The following is a 22,693-nucleotide window of genomic DNA, read 5'->3' as shown; positions in this document are numbered from 1 at the left end:
CGGGCGGTTCCGTCATCGGGAACCGAGAATCATCAGAACCCCGAGAGCGCTGATAAACAGGGAACTGAAATAGGGAATGTAAGTAACAATAATACCGAGCCGTCTCTGCCGGCCGATAATCCGTTTGGTCAGGACCACCGCCATGCCAACACCGATGAGGGCGGCCGCCAGTCCCGCGCTGAAGAGGACAATAATGCCCATCCCCAGGTAGAGCCGTCCCGCGGCAATGGCCACCAGCAGTACCGCCAGTGCGTCGGGACAGGGAATAATTCCGCCGGCGATTCCCAGGGAAATCACCCTGCCCCAGGAGAGCCGGGTTTCGGGAATGCGGATGTCCCCCCGGGAGCTGAAGCGGTTCACCGCGCCGGAAAGAAACCGTTCCGGTTTTTCCAGCACCGACTCCCGGGGTTCCACCAGGGTGAGTCCCGCCAGTTTCCCCAGATGCCGAACCGTTGCCGGCGACGCGGTGACAACTCCATCCACCGCGCCGGTTTTCACCGCCATTCTGAAGAACTCAGAATTCTGGCGCTGCCGGATCCTGAGGGGGACCATTCCGTGAGTGGAGCATCCCGGGGAACAGAGATTGAAGTCCTCCGCTCCGGCAGCCTTGAGGGTTCCCCGGAGGCCCTCATCCTCAACGGCAATCATCAGAGCCTCATTGGCCTCCGCCGCACGGCCGTCAATGAGGATATTCACCGTATCCTTCCGGAGCACCTGGAGATTGGGAAGCAGGTGGGCATGATCGGTTTCCCGGCCCAGCACCCGCCGGACAAATCCCCGGAGCCCGATAAAAACAATGAAGATCCCGCAGGCAGTGCTGAGGATGGGAATGAATTCCCCGGGCAGGAAGAAAGCCGCCGCGGTGGATGCCAGCAGCCCGAAGGCGTAGATGCTTACCGTATGGGTCACGGTGATAATCAGCCCCAGAAACAGGGCGTGAAGCACCGTTCCCTGGTTGGCGATAAGAAACGCTCCCACCAGAGCTTTGCCGTGGCCCGGAGTAAAGGCGTGGAGGAAGCCCACCACAACCGCGAGAACCAGGATAAGCCCCAGGGCGGAGCCGCCGACGGCTCCTTCCTGAAAAAAGGCGAGGATGCCGGAAACGTCCAGTTTCGCGGACGCCTTGGCGGCGGGAGGTTTGTCCGTGGTTTTCAGGTCCGCCGGAGGGGCCGCGGCAGCCAAAGCCGCTACGGTTTCGGGGTCGCCGGTAAAACTGAGACGCACCAGGTCCTGGAGAAATTCATTCCGCTCCTCTCCGGTAATTGCCAGACCCTCCGGAACGGAGTTAATCACCGAAAGGGAGTACACCGCGGTTTCCGGATAAAAGCTAATTTCATACTCCAGCATCACGGCTTCCCCGCCGTCCCGGTCAAAGGGAATGGAATAATCCAGCGTGATGGATGAAATTCCCGCGGCGAAAAGATCCCACTGGGATGCGCTGAAACTATCCAGTACAGGCCGCACCGGCGAACCATCCAAAGAAACCTTCAGGGTATCCAGAACAAATTCCCCAAATACTTTTTGGTCAGGTTCCTCAAAAACCTTGTTCCTGTCGGGATCAAGGATTTTTAGAAACGCCGTGGAAAAAAGCACCCCCGAGGCAATGTCCAGGGTAAATCCTACCTGACCATCCTCCAGGGTAATGGTGGTCTTAACGGAGATCTCATCGGCAATATGCGCCCAGACCGATTCCCCGCCAAGGAGGAACAGCCCCAGAACCGCCCAGATCAAACGCCCGGTACGATACTTCCCGCTCATATACTCATGGCGTAATCGGCGATACTTGCCGGGGTCTCCACCGCGGCAATCAGCTCCCGGGTATACCCGTGCAGGGGATGGCGGATGAGTTCCCGGGCCCGGGCCTTTTCCACCACAGCGCCGTCTTTCATCACCAGAAGGCGGTCGCAGAAATGGTAGGCCAGGGAAAGATCGTGGGTGATGAAAATGAAGCCGATGTTGTAGCGGCTCCGCAGATCTTCCATCAGTTTAAGCAGTTCCTTCCGGAGGGAAACATCCAGCATGGAGGTAGGTTCATCGGCGATAATGTACCGGGGTTCCGCCACCACCGCCCGGGCAAAGGACAGGCGCTGGCGCTGGCCCCCGGAAAGCTGGTCCGGAGTCCGCCGGAGAAATTCCGGAGTGTCCGGCAGACGCACATCCCGCAGGGCCGAACAAACCCGCTGCCGGATTTCGTCTTTCGAAAAACCGCCGCGGATAACCAGCGGTTCCGCGGTAATGTCCAGAAGCTTCATAGAATTTCGCAGGGACTGGTAGGGATCCTGGAACACCATGTGGATACTCCGGGCGGCTTCCCGGCGCTCCCTGCCCCGCAGGGCCAGCAGCGGTATTCCGTCCAGGATCACTTCTCCGGAATCGGGCTGTTCCAGTCCCGTAATGAGCCGGCTCACGGTGGTTTTTCCCGAACCGCTGCCGCCGATGATCCCGAGCACCTCCCCGGGCCGCAGGGCAAAGGAAACCCCGTCCGCCGCTTTGACCGTTCCGGATGATTTCCCGAACAGGCCCCGGCGGGAATTGAAGGTCTTAGAGAGGCCCTTTACCACCAGTGCGCCGGAGGAAGCCGTCAGGGAACGGTCCCAGGTTTTTTCCTGGTCCAGCCGGGGAAAATTACCGAACAGGTCAGCCGTATGGGAATGCCGGGGATTGGCCGCCACCGCTTCCACCGGGCCGCAGTCCACAATGCGGCCTTTGTACATCACCGCCAGGGTGTCACTGTACTGCATGGCCAAAGGCAGATCATGGGTTATAAGCATCACCGAAAGGTGGAATTGTTCCTTCAGGGAGGCCAGGAGATCCATGACACTCTTCTGGACCAGCACATCGAGCCCCGTGGTGGGTTCATCGGCGATAAGGATATCGGGGTTGTTCGCCAGAGCCATGGCGATGACCACCCGCTGTTTCATCCCTCCGGACAATTCGTGGTTGTAGGCACCGGCCCTTTCCGGATCAAGGCCCACACCTTCCAGGAGCCGCCGGATTTCCCGGTTCTCTTCCTGACGTGAAAGTTTCCGGTGGACCCGTATGGCCTCGGCAAGCTGTTTTTTTACGGTCATCACCGGGTTGAGGGTATTCATGGCGTTCTGGGGAACGTAGGCGATGGTTTTTCCCCGCATACGGCAGACCGTCAATTCATCGCCGGAAAGCACATCCCTGCCGTTGATAAACACCCTTCCCTGCCGGACTTCCGCGGGAAATTTAAGCAGCCCCAGGATGGCCATGGCCATGGTGGTCTTGCCGCACCCGGATTCACCCACAATTCCCACCGATTCTCCCCGCCGGAGTTCCAGGGATACACCGTCCATAGCGCGGGTATCCGGTTTTCCCGGGTACACCACCTCCAGGTTTTCCGCCGCCAGGGGTATTCCCGGCCCCCGGGAATCGGCAGTGTTTTTACCGGGCCTCCGGAAGGAACCGTAGGGAAAGTACTTCAGCCCCCGTTTGCCCGCCAGGGAATACCCGATGAGGGAAAAGGATAAACACGACAGAGCGATACACAGCCCCGGGGGGAGCACCCAGTAAACCCAGGCGCCGGTAAGGAAGGCCGCCCGGGTATTGGCAAAGAAGAGCATGCTTCCCCAGCTCTTTGAAACGGGGTCGCCCAAACCAAGGAAACTTAAGGAGGATTCGATGAGAATAGCGCTTTGGGCTACCCAGACGAACTGAGGCACAATCAGGGGCATGATATCCCGCAGGGTATGCCGGAGAATGATCCGGTATGATTTTTCACCCATTGCCCGGGACGCGTCGATATACCCGTTGCTCCGGGTTTTAAGCACCTGGGAACGGAGCTCCCGGCAGGGATGGGCCCACATAACCAGGGTGATTACAAAAACCTGGGTACCCGAACCCGGACCCATAAAAACGCCCAGAACAATAACCAGGGGAAGGAACGGCAGGGACATGACCACGTCCACGATCCGCATAATGATCCGGTCTACCGCGCCGCCGAAATACCCTGACGCCAGGGCCGCGGCGGTGGCAACCAGGGTGGCGTAAAACGCCGCGAATAGACCCACCGCCAGGGAAGCCCGGCCGCCGTACATCAGTTCCGAAAGAAGATCGTGGCCCACATCGTTGCATCCAAGGATATGGTTATTATTAGGTTTTTCAAAGGGAACCCCCGAACGCACATGGGGATCGTACGGGGCCAGCAGCGGGGCCGCGAGGCTTATACCCGCAATCAGCAGAAGCATTATTCCCCCAACCAGTCCGAAGCGGTATTCCGGCCTGGCCAGTTTTTTCAGCAGAATTTGTATCTTCATGCGGCGGCTCCTTTGCGCCGCACCCGGGGGTCCAGCAGGGGATAACCGAGATCGGCAATAAGATTGCAGAGCAGGATGCTCACGGAAATCACCAGGAAACTTCCCTGGAGCAGGTTGTAGTCCCGGGCCCTGACACTTTCATAAATGGTGTTCCCGATACCGGGATAGGAAAATACGGTTTCCACCACGGCTGTCCCGCCCACCATAGCGCCCAGATTTACCATCACATTGGTATAAATCGGAAGAACGGCGTTCCTGAGGGCATGACTGAAGACCACGGTTTTTTCTTTAAGGCCCTTTGCATGGGCCAGAAGGATATAGTCTTCTTCCATTGAAATGATCATAGAAGACCGGGTGGTAAGGTACATACTTCCGGTTTTGACAATGGTGAGGGTCGCCACCGGCAGGATCAGACGCCGGAGGACCCCGACGGTATAAGCCCAGGTTCCCGGCACCGCGGCAATCGCGTAGGCCCCGAAAGATGGCAGCCAGTTCAGGGTGGCTGAAAACAGGGTAATAAGCAGCATGGCTATCCAGAAAGGCGGTACCGAACCGAAAAACATTACCAGAACCAAGGCGCCCACATCCCGGGTTCCGCCCCGCTTCCAGGCACCGATTACCCCGATGAGCACCCCCAGAAATGCGCTCAGGCAGAGGGCAGCCCCCATAATAAGGATGGTCCATGGCAGACGGTCCATGAGAATGTTCCACACCGGCTGACCGTATATCACCGAAAGGCCCAGATCCTTTCTGAAAATCCCCAGGATGTAATGTTTGAATTGTTCAAGAACCGGAAGATCCAGTTTGAACTCGTGAAGCATCCGCTGTATTTCCGCTTCGGACATGACCTGGACATCCACCCCGGCCAGATAGGTTGCCGGTGTTCCCGGAGCGATCCTGGGCAGGGCAAAATTGAGGGCCAGCACGAAAAAAAGCACCAGCATGTACTGCCAGATTGTTTTTATATATACCATGTCGATTGACTTCCCGTATATTTAATAGTTACCTTTAACTAACTTTCAGGGAACAGTACAACCTCAATATGTTTGTTGTCAATAACTTTCTTAGAAAAATCTAACATTTTAGTGAAAATACTCTTGTCTTACCATGAAACTTTCCGTATAGTATTGCAAAGTTAGCAACTACTAACCACGGAGATATTCATGATTAAGAAGATAGCGATTTACGGGAAGGGAGGGATCGGAAAATCAACCACGGTTTCCAATCTTTCCGCTGCCCTTTCCCTGGAGGGTTACCGGGTCATGCAGATCGGCTGTGACCCCAAGGCTGACTCTACCCGAAACCTCACCGGCGGGAAAAGCATCCCCACAGTACTGGATGTCCTGCGGGGAACCAAAGGCCCGGTCCGGCTGGACGACTTGGTCCACCGGGGATTCAACAATGTTTTCTGTGTTGAGGCCGGGGGACCAACCCCCGGGATCGGCTGCGCCGGACGGGGTATCATAGCGGCATTTGAGAAACTCGAGGAGCTTGAAGCCTACGAAACATTTGAACCGGATATTGTTATATACGATGTCCTGGGTGATGTAGTCTGCGGCGGTTTCGCAATGCCCATGCGGGAAGGCTACGCCGACGAAGTGGCCATTGTCAGTTCCGGGGAGATGATGGCCCTCTATGCGGCCCACAATATCGCGCAGGCAATCAAAAATTTCGCCGGACGGAGCTACGCAACCTTAAGCGGTATTATCATGAACCGCCGGAATATCGAAAATGAGGAAGCTCTGGTTGAGCAGGCAGCCCGGGAGATAGGCACGGAAGTTATCGGCCAGGTACCCCGGTGCGGACTGGTTCAGGAAGCAGAGGCCATGGGAAAAACCGTGGTGGAATGTTTCCCGGAGAGCGACATGGGCCGGATATACCGGTCACTGGCGGTCCAGCTGGTCGGAGCAAAAGTTTCGGCGGTGGCATCGTGACGGACCTTTATACCGACGAACTGCTTCTGGAAGAACTGGCCGCCGACCCCGGCCGGGTTCTGGGCAAGGGAGCCACCAACGCTTCCCTTCACTATTGTTCACCGGCCCACGGCGGCTGGGGGGTGGTCAAGGTGGCGCTCCTGGTGCCCGAAAGCTATCTCGTCTTTGTCTGCCCCTCTGCCTGCGGCCGCCACGGGGCTATCGCGGCTATAGAACAGGGTTACCGGAATAAAATCGGATACCTCTGCATCAGCGACAACGAAATCATCCTGGGCGGTTATGAAGAAGAAATCGAACGCGGAGTCCGGGAAGTCATGAACCGGGTAAAACCCCGGCCCAAGGCTCTGATGGTGTTTGTAAGCTGTATAGACGACCTGCTGGGAACCGACCACACCGCTTCGCTGGCCCGGATGGAGGCGGAACACGGTGTCCCCGTCAAGCTCGCCCGGATGAATCCAATCAGTATGGATGGAAAACTACCACCGGGAATGCGGGTACAGAAAACCATATACGAGTTTCTTGAACCGGCTGATGAAAAAGACCGGGGTATTATTCTCCTGGGGGCCTACCGCCCGCCGGCTCAGGATTCCGAATTGGGCCGGCTCATCCGGGAATACGGATTCGGGCCGATCCGCCATCCAGAATACTGCGCCGACTTCGGGGAATACCAGGCCATGGCCCGGAGCGCCGGAGCTATTATGATCCGTCCCGAAGGTAAAGCCGCCGGCGAACAGCTTTCCAAGGAGCTCGGTATGCCCATGCTCCGGGCATTCATGGCCTTTGACCGGGACCAGATATTGGAGAATTACCGGAATATCATCGCCTTCCTTAAAGGTCTGGACGGAAACACTGAACCGATGATCACCGGGGATGTGGAAAGTTTATTCAGCCCTGCTATGGAACGGATAGCCCGCCTGGAGGCGGAAGCCCGGGAAGTCCTGGGTACCGCTGCCGTAGCGGTGGATTCCACGGTAACCATCTCTCCCTTCAGCCTGGCCCTTGCCCTGGTAAAATCAGGGATCAATGTTAACAGAATTTATACGTCCCAGCTTCCGGCCCACGAAAAAGAAAGCCTTGCGGAACTGGCGCGGCTGAAGGGAGACATCATTGTCACCAGTCCAACCCACATCCGGCGTTACGGTTCCCGTCCGGAAAAACCACGGTCCGATATCGCCCTGGGATTTGAGGCTGGATACGCCACCGCCGCGCCGGTGACCGTCCCTCTGGCATTCGACGAGCAGATGTACGGGTTAGACGGGTACGCCATGGTCCTGGATGCCATTATCCAGTTTTCCCGGAAAGGCGCGTCGGACCTGCGGGAACAGGTTAAAGAATACGGATTAGTAGTGTAACGGGGAGAAAAGGGATGGCACAAAACGAAGGCGACAAGAACTGGGTTTCAAAAAAAATAGTTTTGCGGATGGCATTGGTTCTGATAGTACTGCTGGTGTTAACCGCAGTGCTGCGGCGTTTGCCGGTTCTGGGAATTGTACTGGCCGCGGCATCGGCGGCTATGATGATTATGTTCGCCTATTTTTCCTATGCCCGTTATAAATTTTCCCCCGCAGGAGGGGATGTCCAGGGCCGGATTTCCGAACTGATTCTTGAAAAAATCGATCCCGCCGCCGCCGGACGGCTCCTGGATATCGGCTGCGGAAGCGGGGTTTTATCCGCGGCCGCGGCCGTACGGTGCCCCGCTCTTACGGTGGACGGCATCGATTACTGGGGCGGAGCCTGGGGATATTCCATGGATCAGTGCAAAGCCCGGGCAGACGCCGCGGGTGTCGGCGGCCGCATAACCTGGACCCAGGCCAGCGCCGCGGCCCTGCCCTTTGAGGACGGAACTTTTGACATCATTATCAGCAATATGGTGTTCCACGAAGTGGCGGATGCCAAAGACAAAAGGGATGTAATCAGGGAAGCCCTGCGGGTTCTGAAACCTGGAGGGACCTTTCTGCTTCAGGATCTCTTCAAAGTAGAGAAACTGTACGGTCCGGCCAAAGATCTTCTGCCCTTTATCCAGTCGCTGGGAGCCGTATCGGCAGCCATGGATGATACCAGCAAATCCCCTTTTATTCCGGTGCTTCTGCGGAACAGCATGTTCTTCGGTAAGATCGGACTGATCCGGGGGAAGAAATAACCGGGACAATGTCAGCCTGGGACAGCCCGGGCGAAATGCATAAACGGCGGAACCCGCCGTTTCAGGAGTTGTTACATGAGCCAAATATTATACAATCTGCCGCCCCTGTCCCCGGATTATTCCGGGGTGGCGTCGGTATTCCATGATCTGGGAGCCCTCACGGTGATCCACGACGCGTCGGGCTGCACCGGTACCTATACCGGTTACGATGAACCCCGGTGGTTCGGCAGCCGGAGTCCGGTTTTCTGTTCCGGCCTCCGGGATATGGACGCCATCATGGGCGACGATGACCGGCTGGCGGACAATATCATAACCGCGGCAAAAGAGACCGGCGCGCCCTGCATCACGGTGATAGGGAGTCCGGTCCCCATGGTGGTGGGTTTCGACTTCCGGGGATTCGCTTCCCTGGTGGAACACCGGACCGGCATTCCCGCCTTCGGGTTTGCCGCCACGGGTCTCGAATATTACGATAAAGGACAGCGGGACGCCTATATTGCCCTGGCGGACCGTTTTCTCCCGGAGCAGGCAAAGCCGGATTCCCGGAAGGTCAACATCCTGGGGGCTTCGGTGCTGGACGGTTTTGACGGCCCCGCTATGGATGCTCTTGAAAGTCTGGCGAATGAAGCAGGGCTTCAGGTTAATACCGTCTGGGGCGCCCGTTCTTCCCTGGAGGAGCTGAAGTCCGCCGGAAACGCGGGGTTCAACTGGGTGGTCACCGCCGCGGCCCTGCCCCTGGCCCGCTGGCTGGAAAAGCGGTACGGTACATCCTTCGCGGCGGGGCTCCCCATCGGCGGCGGCGAAACCGGCCGTATTGCCCGTTTCCTCAGGGACGCCGCGGCGGGAAAAGCCCCGGCGGCGGCGCTTCCTGTTCCTGGCAGGGGCGGAAAACCCGCGGCGGTCATCGCCGGAGAAGCGCTCTTCGCCGCCTCTCTCCGGGTCTGTATGGAAAACGAATACGGCATCGGGCCGGCGGCCATCGCCACGTTCTTCGGCGAAGGCCGGGAGTTTCTTGGTGAAACGGACCGGTTCCTGGTTACCGAGGACGATGCCCGGGAAGTTTTTTCCGGCGGAACCGTCGAAACCGTTATTGCCGATCCCCTCATGGAAGACCTGCTTCCCGAAACCAGCGGAGCAGCCTTTATCCCCGTACCCCACCGGGCGGTTTCGGGGAGACTCCACTCGGAAAGCTGTTCCCGTTACTTCGGAGCCGGAGTACGGGACATACTGGCAGTACCGGTCAGATGAGATTTTCTGCGGCGGCGGCATTCCGGAAAATACTCTGCTTCCTGATTCCGGCACTGGTCCTTTGTGCAAACGGGTTTGCCGGAGAACCTGCCGGGATGGTGACGGACATGCGGGGAAAGACAGTTATCCTTCCCCGGGATCCAAAACGGATTGCTACTATTGATGACGGCTTTGTGGAAGGGGTTCTCACCCGCCTTGGAGAAATACACCGGGTGGCGGCCATCGGTTCCTGGGCAATGAAACACGATTATTCCTATTCCTTCACCACCGCCTCCGGGGAAGCGTACAGCTATACCCGGGGATGGAACACCATGAAATACCTCCACCCCTGGCTGGATGCCCTTCCCTGTATCAGTTCGCCCCAGGGGGATGGCCTCAATTTTGAAACCCTGGCAGCGGCGGACCCGGACCTGGTGATTCTCCGGGCGGGAGACTGTACCGTGGGATCCTCCAACCGGGAAACGCTTTCCATGGTGATCAGCACCATCGAATCCCTGGGATTCCCCCTGGTGGTACTCTACGCGCCAAGCTGGTACAGCCGGCCGGACCTGTCCACCATGACCGAGGAAATGGCGGTTATCGGCAGTATCTTCGGAAAGGAAAAGGAAGCCCGGGAACTGGGAGCGTTCCTGTACGGTACGGTGGATCTTATCCGGTCCCGGACAGCGGACATCCCCGAAAACCAGCGGACCGGACTGGTCATGCTTGGGCTCAATCCATCGGTCCGCGCCCAGGGCGGAGTGGGTTCGGTCTGGGGCATCGACACTCCGGAATCCTATATCATGGAATCCATTGTAAACGGCAGAAATCTTTACCGGGGAAACGGCACGGGGAAAATTCTCAACCCGGAGCAGCTTTACGCCCTGGACCCTGAGACCATCATTCTTCCCACCTGGAACGGTTTTCACCCGCCCCGGGAAATCCTGGAAGGAGCGGACTTTACCCTGCTGGCGGAACTCAGGGCCATCAAAAACCGCCGGGTTTATGCCATGCCCTGGACACCCATGAACTGTTCCCGCCGGCTGGAATATCCTCTGGACATGATCATAATCGCCAAGGCTGCCTACCCGGACCGGTTCGCCGATATCAAGGTTCATGAATTTGCGCTGCAGCTGTACAAGGACCTGTACGGTGTTGACGACGCCGGAGCCCGGGGACTCCGTTCCGCCCAGTGGCTCGACTGGACGGTGGATAATGATTTCTGAAAAAACCTTTGCGTCGCGGTCCGGCAGCGGTTCCATTAATACCGGCATCCGGATTCCCGGAAAACACAACCGGAAACATTCCGGAATATTCATCCTGCTTTTCGGTTTCCTGCTGCTGGCTGTTATGGGAGCCATCGTTGCCGGGAGTTATTCCATCACCCCCGGAGACGCTGTCTTCATCCTGAAAACGAAACTTCTCGGCGGAGACGAATCGCTTCTGCCAAAGCTTCAGACGGTTATCCTATGGAATATCCGTCTTCCCCGGATACTGCTGGCCGTATTCACCGGTATGGCCTTTTCGGTTTCCGGTACGGTATACCAGGCGTGTTTCAGGAATCCCCTGGCGGACCCCTACATCCTGGGAGTTTCTGCGGGGGCGTCCTTCGGAGCGGCCCTGGGAATCATGTTTCCGGCGTATTTCCCCTCGGTGCGGCTCACCGCATTTGTCTGCGCCCTGGGATCGGTGGCCCTGAGCTGGGGATTCGCCAGAACCCGGGGCCGGGTACCCGGAACGTCGCTGGTCATTTCAGGAATGGTGGTGGCGTCTCTTTTTTCCGCCCTGGTTTCGCTGCTCAAATATATTGCCCCCGATTCCCAGCTCCGGGAAATCACCTTCTGGATGATGGGAGGTCTCTACTTCGCTTCCTGGCAGGATCTGGCCGTTACCGTTCCCGTGGTACTTCTTACTCTGGGATGTACCGCGGCCCTGGCATGGAAACTGAACGTCCTGTCCCTGGGTGACCACGAAGCAAGAACCCTTGGAGTGAATCCCGGCGGATACCGCCTCCTGTTCATTACCATGGCAACCCTTTCGGCATCCCTCTGCGTTTCCCAGACCGGGATCATTCCCTGGGTAGGGCTCATGATGCCCCACGGAGCGCGGCTGCTCTTCGGGGCGGACAACTCCCGGGTCATCCCCGGCTCGGCGCTCCTGGGGGCTCTGTTTATGCTGGGCTGCGATACCCTTGCCAGGACTCTCACGGAAGCGGAGATTCCCATCGGCATCGTAACCTCCATCGCCGGCGCCCCTTTTCTTGTTTATCTGCTGCGGACCAAAGGACAAGCTGTGTATGAATGACGGCACCCTGTCCGTACGGGACTGCGGATTTTCATACGGAAAAAAAGAAGTTTTCCGGGGGGTGACTTTTTCAGTTGAACCCGGGACCCTCTGCGGTCTTTTCGGTCCCAATGGTTCCGGAAAATCAACCTTATTCAAATGCTGCCTCAATCTGCTCAAACCCCGGGAAGGTTCCATATACACAGGCGGAACCGATGTCTCCCGGTTATCCGCCGGGGAACTGGCCCGGCGGGCCGCGTACGTTCCCCAGGAACACAACCCGCCCTTCCCGTTCCTGGTCCGGGATATGGTGCTCATGGGAAGGGTCGCCCATTCCTCAGGACTGTTTGGTGTCCGCCCCCGGGACAGAAATGCCGCCGAGGAAGCCATGGAACGTCTGGGCATCCGTGAACTGGCGGAGGAGCCCTGCACCCGGCTGTCCGGGGGCCAGCGCCAGCTGGTACTTATCGCCCGGGCTATTGCCCAGGATACTCCCCTGGTTCTGCTGGATGAACCAACCTCGTCCCTGGATTTCAGGAACCAGCTTCTGATATGGCGGATACTCCGGGATCTGGCAGGCTCGGGCAAGGCGGTTCTGGCCTGTGTCCACGACCCGAACCATGTGGTGTGGTTCTGCGACCGGGCGGCGGTGATGCACAGCCGAGGACTGGCCGCCTGGGGGCCGCCGGAAACGGTCATGGTCCCGGAACTTCTGCGGCGGCTGTACGGGCCGGGCTGCGCCGTGGGAAACATGGCGGGCAAACCCATGGTCTACCCGCAATAATATAGTTAATTATTCCGAAAGGATCCTTCCGAGAACCGGTTTCGTATGCATAGCAGGATTATCCGCCTTATTTAATACACCGGAACCAAACCATGGCACGGTCGTTATGGAGTTCCGCTTCCCGGGCCTTACCCAGCGTGTCCAGGGAATAATACTAGCAACGCACTCCCCGCCCCCTTTTGAGAAGCGGTGCGGGGAGCCTATAGAAGTTAGCTCTTGCTAATAGTAATCATACCCTGAATACACCATTTATGTCAAAACCTCCGAGTACTATGCGGTGCATTATCTTCATTTTTTTAATAATTTGCCCTCCGAACTTTTTCCTTGACAATCGTTTTTCATACTTCCATAGTTAATTTATTAGGTAATTATTTAAAAAAGCGGAGGCTGCCTCACCATGGAAGACTGGTATCTAACGACTATAAATGAAATTTCGGAAAAGCTGTCGGTTAACTTCGGCAAAGGCTTATCGTCAGACCAGGTACATGAAAAGCAGGCACAATACGGAAAAAACGAATTCTCCCGGCAGAAAAAGGAAAGCCTGATCCGGAAAATCCTCCGGCAGTTCAAGGATGTATCGGTTCTCATCCTTCTACTGGCGGCAATACTGTCTTTGCTGCTGGCCCTGCGAAGCGGCCACGGGTTTATTGAACCAGCGGTAATTATCTCCATTGTAATCATGAACGTCATCCTCGCCATCACCCAGGAAGGCAAAGCGGAAAAAGCTCTGGAAGCCCTGGCGGATATGAACAGCCCCTCCTGCATAGTACTGAGGGACGGTAAAAAACAGCAGATCCATACCACCGACGTTGTTCCCGGGGATATTGTACTTCTTGAACCCGGGGTTATGGTGCCCGCCGACGGCCGGCTCCTGGAGAGCACCAGCCTGGCGGTGGACGAATCCTCCCTGACCGGCGAGAGCGAGCCCGCGGAAAAAGACGCCGCGGCGGAATTGTCCGGGGGACTTCCCATCGGAGATCAGGACAACATGGTCTTCATGGGATGTCTGGTAACCGCCGGCCGGGGAAAGGCGGTTATCACCGCCACGGGTATGGAAACTCAGATGGGTAAAATCGCCGGCTTCCTGGGAGAAACCCAGCCCCAGAAAACACCACTGCAGCAGCGGCTCGACCGGATGGGAAAGGTCATCAGCGTAATAGCCATCCTTTCGGCTATTGTCCTCTTTGCCGTGGGTCTGCGTCAGGGCATGGAAATCTGGAATCTGGTGCTTCTGGCGGTTTCCCTGGCGGTGGCCGCGGTCCCCGAAACCCTTGCTTTGATTGTCACCCTTACCCTGGCGAACGGGGTCAGCAACATGGTTAAGAAAAACGCCCTGGTACGGAAACTGCCGGCGGTGGAGACCCTGGGAAGCGTTTCGGTGATCTGCACGGACAAAACCGGAACCCTTACCCAGAACAAAATGACGGTCAAATCCCTCTGGGTACCCGGGAGTCCCGCCTTCTGTGACGAGGAAAAACTCTCGGAACGTCAGATGGAATTCCTGCGGCGGCTGGCTTTGGCCAGCAACGCCCGTCCGGAGACCGGCGACGACGGAGAAACCGTAGTATTGGGAAATCCCACGGAGGCTGCGGTGATCCGCTACGCCCTGACAAAAGGTATGGACCTGGCACCTCTGGAAGCCCAGTACCCCAAAGCCGGGGAAATTCCCTTTTCCTCGGACCGGAAAATGATGACCGCGATTCTCAAGGATCCTCAGGGCGGATACCTGATTCTGACCAAAGGCGCCTTGGACCGGCTGCCCTTTAAACCCCAGGAACAGGAACTGCGTTCGGAAATAAATGAGAAACACGACAGCTTCGCCGCGGGCGCTCTCCGGGTCATCGCCCTGGGAAGCCGCCGGGTGGAGGAACTGCCCCCGGAGGATGCCTGGGGAGAACTGGAACGGGACCTTACTTTTGAGGGAATCATTGGCATGATCGACCCGCCCCGGCCGGAGGTGGCCGCGGCCATTGAAACCGCAAAGCGGGCGGGTATTCGTACGGTGATGATCACCGGGGACCACGCATCCACAGCGGCGGCCATTGCCCGGGAAATCGGCATCCTCAGCGACGGCCAGAAGGTTATAACCGGCGCGGAACTGGCGGAACTGTCCGACGACGATCTTCATTGCTCTGTACGGGACTATTCGGTATACGCCCGGGTTTCCCCGGAAGACAAAATCCGCATCGTCAAAGCCTGGCAGAGCCGCCACGAAATTGTGGCCATGACCGGCGACGGGGTCAATGACGCCCCTGCCCTCAAGGCAGCGGATGCCGGTGTAGCCATGGGCAAGGCGGGCACCGAAGTAGCCAAAAGCGCCGCGGACATTGTCCTCACCGACGACAACTTCGCCACCATCGTGGAAGCGGTCCACGAAGGCCGTAACGTATACTCAAATATACGGAAGACCATTTACTTTCTCCTGGTATGTAACCTGTCGGAGGTTACGGGAATGCTCTTTGCCCAGATCGCCGGCTGGGGCATCCTGGTTACCCCGGTGATGCTCCTCCTGGTGAACGTCCTGGGAGACGGTATTCCGGGCCTGCACTTAGCCAGGGAAACCTCGGACCCGCGGATCATGCAGAACGATCCGGTCGACAAGGGAGCGAGCTTTTTCGCGGGCGGCTTGATGTACGTGATTATCCAGCAGACCATCGCGGTATCGGCGGCCATGCTGACCGCTTTTTATCTTGGGTCTTTCGTTTCAATCGGTTCCGGTTTCCCTCCCTCTCACGGCATCGGACAGACCATGGCCTTTATCGTACTGGGCTGGACATCGTTTCTCCACATCCTCACGGTCCGCAGCCGGAGTTCAATTTTCAAACGGGCTATACTGGACAACCCGCCCATGCTCATAAGTGTACTCGCCATGACCCTGGTATTCGCGCTGTTCGTACTCATCCCTCCGGTGAGGGATCTCCTGGGCCTGACCGCCATCGGTCCGTACCATTGGCTGGTAATCCTGGGACTGACCCTGGTTCCCACCGCGGTGGCTGAGTTTGAAAAGCTCCTGGAAAACCATACCAATATCCTCGCCTACCGGAACAAAATTGTGGGGTGGACCGCAATCTGGCGGAAACCGGCAAAGGAAACAAAAAACGAAGCCGCGGATATATGTCCGTAACCGGAGTTAAAAATGAAATGGTATGAAATTGAACTGAACGCGGTATTGCAAAAACTGGGAGCAGATGCCGAGCAGGGGCTCACCCAGGAAGCCGCCGATGAACGTTTCGCTGAATACGGGGCCAATGTCTTTGAGGAGGAAAAAAAGGAAAGCCTTCCGGCAAAGATACTGCATCACATGAAAGATGTATCCACCATAATCCTCCTGATAGCGGCGGGGATTTCGGCGTATATGGCCATCAGTACAGGCTATGGCTGGCCAAAAATCTTTGTAATTTTATCTATCATAATTATCAATATTGTTCTGGGAATTTCCCAGGAGAGCAAAGCGGAAAAAGCCCTGGACGCGCTGAAAGGCATGAACACCCATACCGCGACGGTTGTCCGCGGCGGTACGTTAATGCATTTGAATGCGGAGGAACTGGTTCCCGGGGATGTCGTTGAACTGCACGCGGGCGATATGGTTCCCGCCGACGCGCGCCTCATCAGTTCGAACAGTTTGCTGGTTGAAGAGTCCGCCCTGACCGGAGAAAGCCTCCCCGTCGAAAAAGACGCCGGCGCGGTTATTCCCCGGGATGCGCCTTTGGGGGACCGCATTAATATGGTTTATTCCGGCTGCCTCGTCACCAATGGACGGGCAAAATCCGTGGTCTGCGAAACAGGCATGCAGACTGAAATGGGTAAAATCGCGGGACTGCTCAACAATACAAAAAAACAGATGACACCGCTGCAGATCCGCCTCAAGGGTCTGGCGAAACGGCTTTCACTGGTGGCCATCGCGTCGGGTCTTGTTATTTTCGCGGTGGGTGTCTTTGTCCATGGAGAATCCCTGGCGGAAATGCTTCTGACGGCGATTTCGCTGGCGGTTGCCGCCGTACCGGAGACACTTCCCGTCATTGTGACACTGATTCTTGCCAACGGTGTGCAGTATATGGTCCGAAAAAACACGATCATCCGCCGTATTCCGGCGGTGGAAACCGTGGGAAATACTTCGGTTATCTGTTCCGACAAAACCGGCACCTTGACCCAGAACAAAATGGTTATCAAAAAGATCTGGGAAACCGGGAGCGACCCGAAGAATTCGGGCAGCACGTTTTCCCCGGCGGAACAAACCATGCTGGAACTCCTGGCGGTCTGTACAAACGCGGTTCCGAAAGAAAATGAGATATCCAGTGCCGGTGAACCGGTTATCATCGGCGATCCGACGGAAGCCGCGATTATCAGGCTGATGATGGATAAAGGACTGGACAAACCATCCCTGGAAAAAAAATACCCCAGGGTGTTTGAACTCCCCTTTGATTCAACCCGCAAACTGATGACCACCGTGCATAAAACGGATACCGGATACATTTCCGTTACAAAAGGCGCATTCGACCGGATACCGGTTAGCTTCGATGACGTTCTGCATTCCCGGGCAGTAAAAGCCCACGATGAATTTGCCGGACAGGCGCTGCGGGTTATTGCCGTGGCGGTAAAAAATTGGGAAGCCCTTCCCGCAAAAATGGATACGGACACACTGGAACATGATCTTACCTTCTGCGGCATAATAGGAATGATTGATCCGCCCCGCCCGGAAAGCCACCGTGCCGTTATGTACGCAAAAAAAGCAGGAATAAAAACCGTAATGATCACCGGTGACCATATAGCCACCGCATCCGCCATTGCCCGGGATATTGGGATATTGGAAGAAAACGGCCGGGCCGTCACCGGGACACAGCTTTCCGGCATGGATGACCGGGAACTCCATGAAGCGGTCCGGAATATTTCCGTGTACGCCCGGGTCAGTCCGGAGGATAAAATCCGTATAGTACAGGCATGGCAGGCCCATGGTGAAGTAATTACCATGACCGGAGACGGTGTAAACGATGCCCCCGCCCTGAAGGCCGCCGATGTCGGTGCGGCCATGGGCATTGCCGGCACCGATGTTTCAAAAAATGCTTCGGATATTATTATCACAGATGATAATTTTGCCACCATTGTGGACGCCGTACGGGAAGGCCGCACCGCCTATGACAATATCCGAAAGACAGTACACTTTCTGCTCAGTGTAAACTTTGCGGAAATTCTGATCATGCTCATCGGGGTCTTATTGGGATGGGGAGCGCCCATAACCGCGGTGCAGCTTCTGTTCATCAATGTAGTATCCGACGGAATCCCCGGTTTTTTCATAAGCCGCGAACGGGCAGAAAAAGATTTGATGCTGCGCAGGCCGCTGCCAAAAAACGCCAGTTTATTTGCCGGCGGACTGGGCTGGCAGATTGCCGGCAAATCGGCGGTTTTTATTGTGCTTACCCTGGCGGCATTTTATATCGGACGGTTTGTATCCGTCTCTTCCGGGACCGCAGCCGGCTACGGAACCGGCATCAGCATGGCGTTTTTAGTACTCTCCTGGGCGTCGGTGCTTAATATTTTTAATATCCGCGGCAGGGAATCGGTCTTTAAAACGGGACTCTTTATCAACCCGTGGCTTACAGTCAGCGCCGCGGCTTCAATAGCAATTACCGCCCTGGTGGCGCTGATAAGGCCGCTGCAGGTATTATTCGGGATCTCACCCCTTGGTCCGGTTCACTGGCTGATCGCAGGGGGACTTTCTTTCTCACAGCTCCTGTTTGGGGAGGTTGTAAAGCTTTTTCAAAAAAACGCTGAACGGGCTGCCGGATAAAATCCGGCCTAAGCCAAAAAAGGCCGGTCCATCCCCCGGCCGGATACACCGTTGTCCCGCCAGAATTTCTTCCAGAATATATGGCTTACGCCGATTCCGGCGAGGAAACCATACAACCGGGCTTCATTTTTCGAAAGCTGATATGTTCCTGCCAGTTCCGCGGCGGCGGCTTCGTCAAAGCGGCCGGTCTCCTCATAACGCCGGCCCAGGGTATTCAGAAGTCTAAAAAGTTTCCGGCTGAAAAAATCCGGAAGCATGGATACGCCGGCGGCATCCCCTTTGGTGACCATGCCCAGATAGTCATAGCCCAGACGTTCCGCCAGCAGACCGCAGTACCGCTTGAGAAAACGGGCCTGGGCGCCTTCTATAAAACCGGCCTGCACCACAAAGCCCATCCGCTGACCGGGTGCCGCGGGTTTCAGTTTCTCAAAGAATTTTAATACAATTCCCGGCATGGCGTGAACATACAGGGGCATGAATACCAGCAGAGTGGTATACCCGGCGGCGTTTTCCGCCAGTTCCGAAGGATCCGCTCCGGCAGCGTAACCTACTTCGGGGGGTGTACTCATCCCGGCAATGAACTGCCTGATGAATAACTCGGTATTCCCGGCTTTCCCCCGGGGCGAACCATTGATGATGAAAGTGTTCATACAGCCTCCCTGTTTCCGGCATACTCCCCTGCCGGCCGGATAACCGTACAGGAAATATGGAACTGGTAAAATACCCGGTTAAGATAATCCGTGTAGAGCTCCCGTTCTTCTTCAGTTTCAAAGGTGTCTTCGTAGTACACCTCCGCGTCGGGATACTGTTCGTACCGGGGTTCATGCATGGATTCTCCGGTGGCATAAGAGGTGTACGGGAGATAATGGGGAATCATCCGGTCAAAGAGGGATTTCACATTTCCGCTTACAAAACCATGGCTGGATTTAAGGAAAAAGATAACCCTGTCGGCAGCCAGAAATGCCCGGTAAAATTCATCGAGATCTTTTTGGGCGCAGCGTCCGGGTGTTTTTTGCCAGCAGCTCCAGCAGCCGGTGCAGTTCCGGACAGTGATCTTCCGGAGATCCAGCAGATAGCCGCACGGTCCGGCAACATCGCCGTATTCCCTTACAATAACGGTTTTCATGGTTTTCGTTCCTTTCCTGCCGCGTAGCCGGCGATACATTCAACCAGGACATCCAGGGTTTCCTTTTTTCCGTTCCGGCTGCAGGCGCTGCTGGTGGCCGCGTAGTTGAGGCAGTCCGTAAGCAGGGCAATGGTTTCCATTTTCTTTTTACTTATTCCCAGCAGAGAAAGGCTCCGTTCGAAATACCCTTCCGATTTTTTCCGTTCCCGGACGGCATACTCCCGGGGAAGTTTACGGAGAAGAATTTCCATATCCATGGGACTTACAAACATTACCAGGCTGTCCTCCGCCAGATACACGTCCCTGAGAAAATGCACCACTTCGTCGTGCTTCTTCAGCTTCCGGGCCATTACCGTTTCCATCCGCGAAAAAAGCATAGCCTCATTTTTTTTCAGCACTTCATAGAGACAGACTTCCCGGGAGGGATAGTACGAATAGAATGATCCCTTTCCTATCCCGGCGGCGGCTGTAATATCATCCACCGTAACATTCCGTAAACCCTTCTCCCGGATGAGGCGTATGCTCTGAGAGTATATGGAGTCGCGGACCTGTTCCCTTTCCTGTTCCGTCACGATTTTCGGCATATACCTGTTCCTTTTATTGACTATTTATTCTTTTTTCAGTCATTTATAATATATAAAAAAACACTGTATTCGTCAAGTAAGAAAACTGTTTTCAACCGTCTGTATTAAGTGGAATTATACCCAGGACACAGGCTGTCCCGGATTCGTTATGAGAAAAGTTTACGAAAAAAGAGAATAGGCGGTATTTTCAATATAATTCAGAGAGCCAGTATTTTTTCGGTTAACACTTTCCGCATCCGTTCCGTCACCCGCTTGCCGAACCTGACCTGCCGGATGCGCTGGGGGTCCTTGGCGAGCAGGAAGAGCTCATTTTTATCCAATACCGCGTTAGGGGGAAGGTTATGCTCCCGGGCCAGATCCTCCCGGATATCGAAGATCTTCTGCAGGGTGCGCTGCTGGTCTTTCGGAAGGTCCAGATAGTTCCGCTGCTTAAAAATACCCGGGACCCGCTTCTTGTCAAAATCAAAGGAAAATTCAACCAGACGGCGGATAAGGTCGTTGTACCTGCCGGTTTTTATAATTTCTTCCGTCAGTACAGTATTCAGGTCAAAGAGGTGCAGCACATCCTGCAGAGCATAAGCCATGGCTTCGGGTTTGACCGGGCGCAGAGTCCAGTTGTACATCTGGAACTTCTTCTTCCCCTGGGAGACGATCCCCAGCCCGCGTTCCAGCACGGCATCCAGCCCTTTTTTCTCATAGTTCAGTGTTTCCGCCAGAAGCTGCTGGTCATAAACCCGGGAGAGTTTTATCCCGTACTGTTTGTACACCAGGCTGATGTCCGATTCGGCACCGTACATGTACTTTATGATCTTTGTCTCCAGGAAACGCCGGATTTCGCCGTCGCTGACCGACAGAGGATCGATGATAAAACAGTTCTTTTTATCGAAGACCTGGATAAGACAGAGCTTCTCTCCGTAGACATGGAGATTGAATTCCCCCTCAAAGTCCATGGCGATCTCCGTGATGCCCTCGGTTCTGAGATAACCCAGAAACCGGGCAAGGGCGGCGTCGGTATTGATAAGGGTAAAACCATCCCGGGTGTTTTTTTCCATAATGAAACTATAGCACGGTCCCGGGAAACGCGCATAGGCAGAGGCAGTCCCTTCGAAAATCTGAGAATTACCCTTTCCCTGGATCTGAGTACTCTTTCTGCTAAATAATTATATTTTTGAGTTTTTCATGATATAATAGCTAATTGTGATATATTATGTATGTTTTATATTAACTACCAAACTAAACAATACCGAGGGTTACCAATGAAGTATGGAAAGTCCGCTTTTTTTGTATTATGTACAGGTATTATGATTTCCGGAATAGCCTGCTCAAATCCGGCTGCTGATCCTGATCTTAATCCTGATCTTAATCCTGATACCGGGGAGCAGAATAACCCGACGCCGATTGAGGTTGTGGAAGAATTCCGGGCGGCTCTGGATGCTCTGGGAGCCGGAGAGGAATACGTCCTGGACCGGAATCTGAATTTAAGCGCTATTGAATGGGAGCCCATCGGAACGGACGAAAATAACGCCTTCCAGGGAATTTTTAACGGTAACGGGCATACAATTAAAGGACTTAACCCGGCAGACAGGAGGTATACCGGACTATTCGGTTATACAGACGGCGCGACCATAAAAGATCTCACCATTGATATGCAGGATTTTTCGGTAACGAATTCCAATATTTCAAACATAGGGGCCGTTGTTGGGTTTGCCAAGAATACACTTATAGAAAATGTCCATGTTTCCGGGAAAATATCCGTCAACAAAACAGCCCTCGGGGATTTGGGTGCCGGCGGTATTGCCGGATGGACATTGGGGACCACCAGAATTGTGAATTCCTCCAGCCGTATCAGCATTGAAGCCATCCATACTAACGGCTCAAGTCAAATAGGCGGCATTGCGGGCGGTAACCGGGGATCCATTGAAAACTGTTACGCCGCCGGAGTCCATAAGGGGCAGCAGACAACAATCGGAGGTATTGCCGGCGACAACGGATTCGGCGGCAGGATTGAAAACTGCTACGCAGCAGGCTCTATCAGCGGAACGAATAATAGCATGGCAGGAGGAATAACAGGCTGGAATTCCTCATTCAGTTCCACCTCTTTCGGTTTTATTCAAAATTGCTACTCAACCGTTTCCGTTAAGGTCGCAGCGGAAGTGGGATTAGAAGTTTACGTCGGCGGTATCGCGGGCAGAAACAATCCTAACGCTATAATAAAAAACTGCGTTGCCATTAATGATTCTCTGGAAGCGTCGTTTTCATCACTTTATTTGGGACGAATAACAGGGCAGAACTGGAATTCTACCGGACTGGATAACAATATAGCCTTACAGAATTTACCAATAACAGTATCCAATGGACCTAACTCAACTCCCGGTACCGTTGGTTTGAATACGGAGTACGGCGCGGATAAAACAGCCCTGGAACTGCAAAGCCGTTCCGCCTATGACAATCTTGGATGGAATTTTACGGCGGTCTGGAAAATGGATCCGAAAAAATCTCCGTATCCCGTTCTGCGATGGCAGTAAGGTGGTTTAAGTTTCCACCGGCGGAATA

Annotated in this window: 17 protein-coding genes; 10 read left to right on the top strand and 7 right to left on the bottom strand. The window is 55.4% G+C overall.

The window, feature by feature from the left end; translation table 11 throughout:
• Window positions 1-12 precede the first annotated feature (12 nt).
• The 3 genes from JFL75_RS02245 to JFL75_RS02235 are packed head-to-tail and all read right to left on the bottom strand — an operon-like array spanning window position 13 to window position 5,254.
• Window positions 13-1,758 (bottom strand): urease accessory protein UreH domain-containing protein, encoded by a 1,746-nt coding sequence (locus JFL75_RS02245; protein WP_215625074.1) that lies wholly within the window; start codon window positions 1,756-1,758, stop codon window positions 13-15.
• Entirely contained in the window at window positions 1,755-4,280 is a 2,526-nt protein-coding gene (locus JFL75_RS02240; RefSeq protein WP_215625073.1) for an ABC transporter ATP-binding protein/permease, read from the bottom strand. The genes JFL75_RS02245 and JFL75_RS02240 overlap by 4 nt, the downstream gene beginning before the upstream one ends.
• A complete protein-coding gene (locus JFL75_RS02235) occupies window positions 4,277-5,254 on the bottom strand; it encodes an ABC transporter permease (RefSeq protein ID WP_215625072.1) in 978 nt (325 codons plus the stop codon). The genes JFL75_RS02240 and JFL75_RS02235 overlap by 4 nt, the downstream gene beginning before the upstream one ends.
• Before the next feature lie 189 nt (window positions 5,255-5,443).
• Here JFL75_RS02235 and JFL75_RS02230 point away from each other — a divergent pair, with 189 nt between their 5' ends.
• From JFL75_RS02230 to JFL75_RS02190, 9 genes are all read left to right on the top strand, one after another.
• Complete coding sequence (locus JFL75_RS02230) at window positions 5,444-6,214, top strand: nucleotide-binding protein (RefSeq protein ID WP_223292745.1); 771 nt, start codon at window positions 5,444-5,446, stop codon at window positions 6,212-6,214.
• Complete coding sequence (locus JFL75_RS02225) at window positions 6,211-7,566, top strand: nitrogenase component 1 (protein ID WP_215625071.1); 1,356 nt, start codon at window positions 6,211-6,213, stop codon at window positions 7,564-7,566. The genes JFL75_RS02230 and JFL75_RS02225 overlap by 4 nt, the downstream gene beginning before the upstream one ends.
• A 14-nt stretch (window positions 7,567-7,580) precedes the next feature.
• Window positions 7,581-8,354, top strand: a complete 774-nt coding sequence (locus tag JFL75_RS02220) for a class I SAM-dependent methyltransferase (RefSeq protein WP_215625070.1) — start codon at window positions 7,581-7,583, stop codon at window positions 8,352-8,354.
• Between the two features lie 75 nt (window positions 8,355-8,429).
• On the top strand, window positions 8,430-9,599 hold the full coding sequence (locus JFL75_RS02215) for a nitrogenase component 1 (protein ID WP_215625069.1): 1,170 nt from the start codon (window positions 8,430-8,432) through the stop codon (window positions 9,597-9,599).
• A 95-nt stretch (window positions 9,600-9,694) separates the two neighbouring features.
• Window positions 9,695-10,804 carry an ABC transporter substrate-binding protein gene (locus JFL75_RS02210; RefSeq protein ID WP_215625068.1) on the top strand — a complete coding sequence of 370 codons (1,110 nt, stop codon included), beginning with the start codon at window positions 9,695-9,697 and terminating at the stop codon, window positions 10,802-10,804.
• A complete protein-coding gene (locus JFL75_RS02205) occupies window positions 10,794-11,882 on the top strand; it encodes a FecCD family ABC transporter permease (RefSeq protein WP_215625067.1) in 1,089 nt (362 codons plus the stop codon). Before JFL75_RS02210 ends, JFL75_RS02205 begins: the two co-directional genes overlap by 11 nt.
• Window positions 11,875-12,645, top strand: a complete 771-nt coding sequence (locus JFL75_RS02200; RefSeq protein WP_215625066.1) for an ABC transporter ATP-binding protein — start codon at window positions 11,875-11,877, stop codon at window positions 12,643-12,645. The genes JFL75_RS02205 and JFL75_RS02200 overlap by 8 nt, the downstream gene beginning before the upstream one ends.
• A 397-nt stretch (window positions 12,646-13,042) precedes the next feature.
• Complete coding sequence (locus JFL75_RS02195; protein WP_215625065.1) at window positions 13,043-15,769, top strand: cation-translocating P-type ATPase; 2,727 nt, start codon at window positions 13,043-13,045, stop codon at window positions 15,767-15,769.
• A 12-nt stretch (window positions 15,770-15,781) separates the two neighbouring features.
• The gene (locus JFL75_RS02190; RefSeq protein WP_215625064.1) at window positions 15,782-18,430 is read left to right on the top strand and encodes a cation-translocating P-type ATPase; all 2,649 of its coding nucleotides are present in this window, start codon (window positions 15,782-15,784) and stop codon (window positions 18,428-18,430) included.
• An 8-nt stretch (window positions 18,431-18,438) separates the two neighbouring features.
• Here JFL75_RS02190 and JFL75_RS02185 read toward each other — a convergent pair whose 3' ends face one another.
• The 4 genes from JFL75_RS02185 to JFL75_RS02170 all read right to left on the bottom strand — a co-directional run bounded on the left by JFL75_RS02185 (window position 18,439) and on the right by JFL75_RS02170 (window position 21,192).
• Window positions 18,439-19,080 (bottom strand): hypothetical protein, encoded by a 642-nt coding sequence (locus tag JFL75_RS02185; protein WP_215625063.1) that lies wholly within the window; start codon window positions 19,078-19,080, stop codon window positions 18,439-18,441.
• Window positions 19,077-19,556: a flavodoxin family protein gene (locus JFL75_RS02180; RefSeq protein ID WP_215625062.1), complete on the bottom strand. Its 480-nt coding sequence runs from the start codon at window positions 19,554-19,556 to the stop codon at window positions 19,077-19,079. Before JFL75_RS02180 ends, JFL75_RS02185 begins: the two co-directional genes overlap by 4 nt.
• Window positions 19,553-20,140 carry a TetR/AcrR family transcriptional regulator gene (locus tag JFL75_RS02175; RefSeq protein WP_215625061.1) on the bottom strand — a complete coding sequence of 196 codons (588 nt, stop codon included), beginning with the start codon at window positions 20,138-20,140 and terminating at the stop codon, window positions 19,553-19,555. The genes JFL75_RS02180 and JFL75_RS02175 overlap by 4 nt, the downstream gene beginning before the upstream one ends.
• 197 nt (window positions 20,141-20,337) lie before the next feature.
• Complete coding sequence (locus JFL75_RS02170; protein ID WP_215625060.1) at window positions 20,338-21,192, bottom strand: ribonuclease D; 855 nt, start codon at window positions 21,190-21,192, stop codon at window positions 20,338-20,340.
• A 249-nt stretch (window positions 21,193-21,441) separates the two neighbouring features.
• Between JFL75_RS02170 and JFL75_RS02165 the strand changes: the two genes are divergently transcribed.
• On the top strand, window positions 21,442-22,665 hold the full coding sequence (locus tag JFL75_RS02165) for a GLUG motif-containing protein (protein WP_215625059.1): 1,224 nt from the start codon (window positions 21,442-21,444) through the stop codon (window positions 22,663-22,665).
• The last annotated feature ends 28 nt before the right edge of the window (window positions 22,666-22,693 follow it).

This window comes from Breznakiella homolactica (assembly GCF_016616095.2).
GTDB classification, from domain to species: domain Bacteria; phylum Spirochaetota; class Spirochaetia; order Treponematales; family Breznakiellaceae; genus Breznakiella; species Breznakiella homolactica.
The sequence above is the reverse complement of the archived record's forward strand: the minus strand, read 5'-3'. Positions and strand labels throughout refer to the sequence as shown.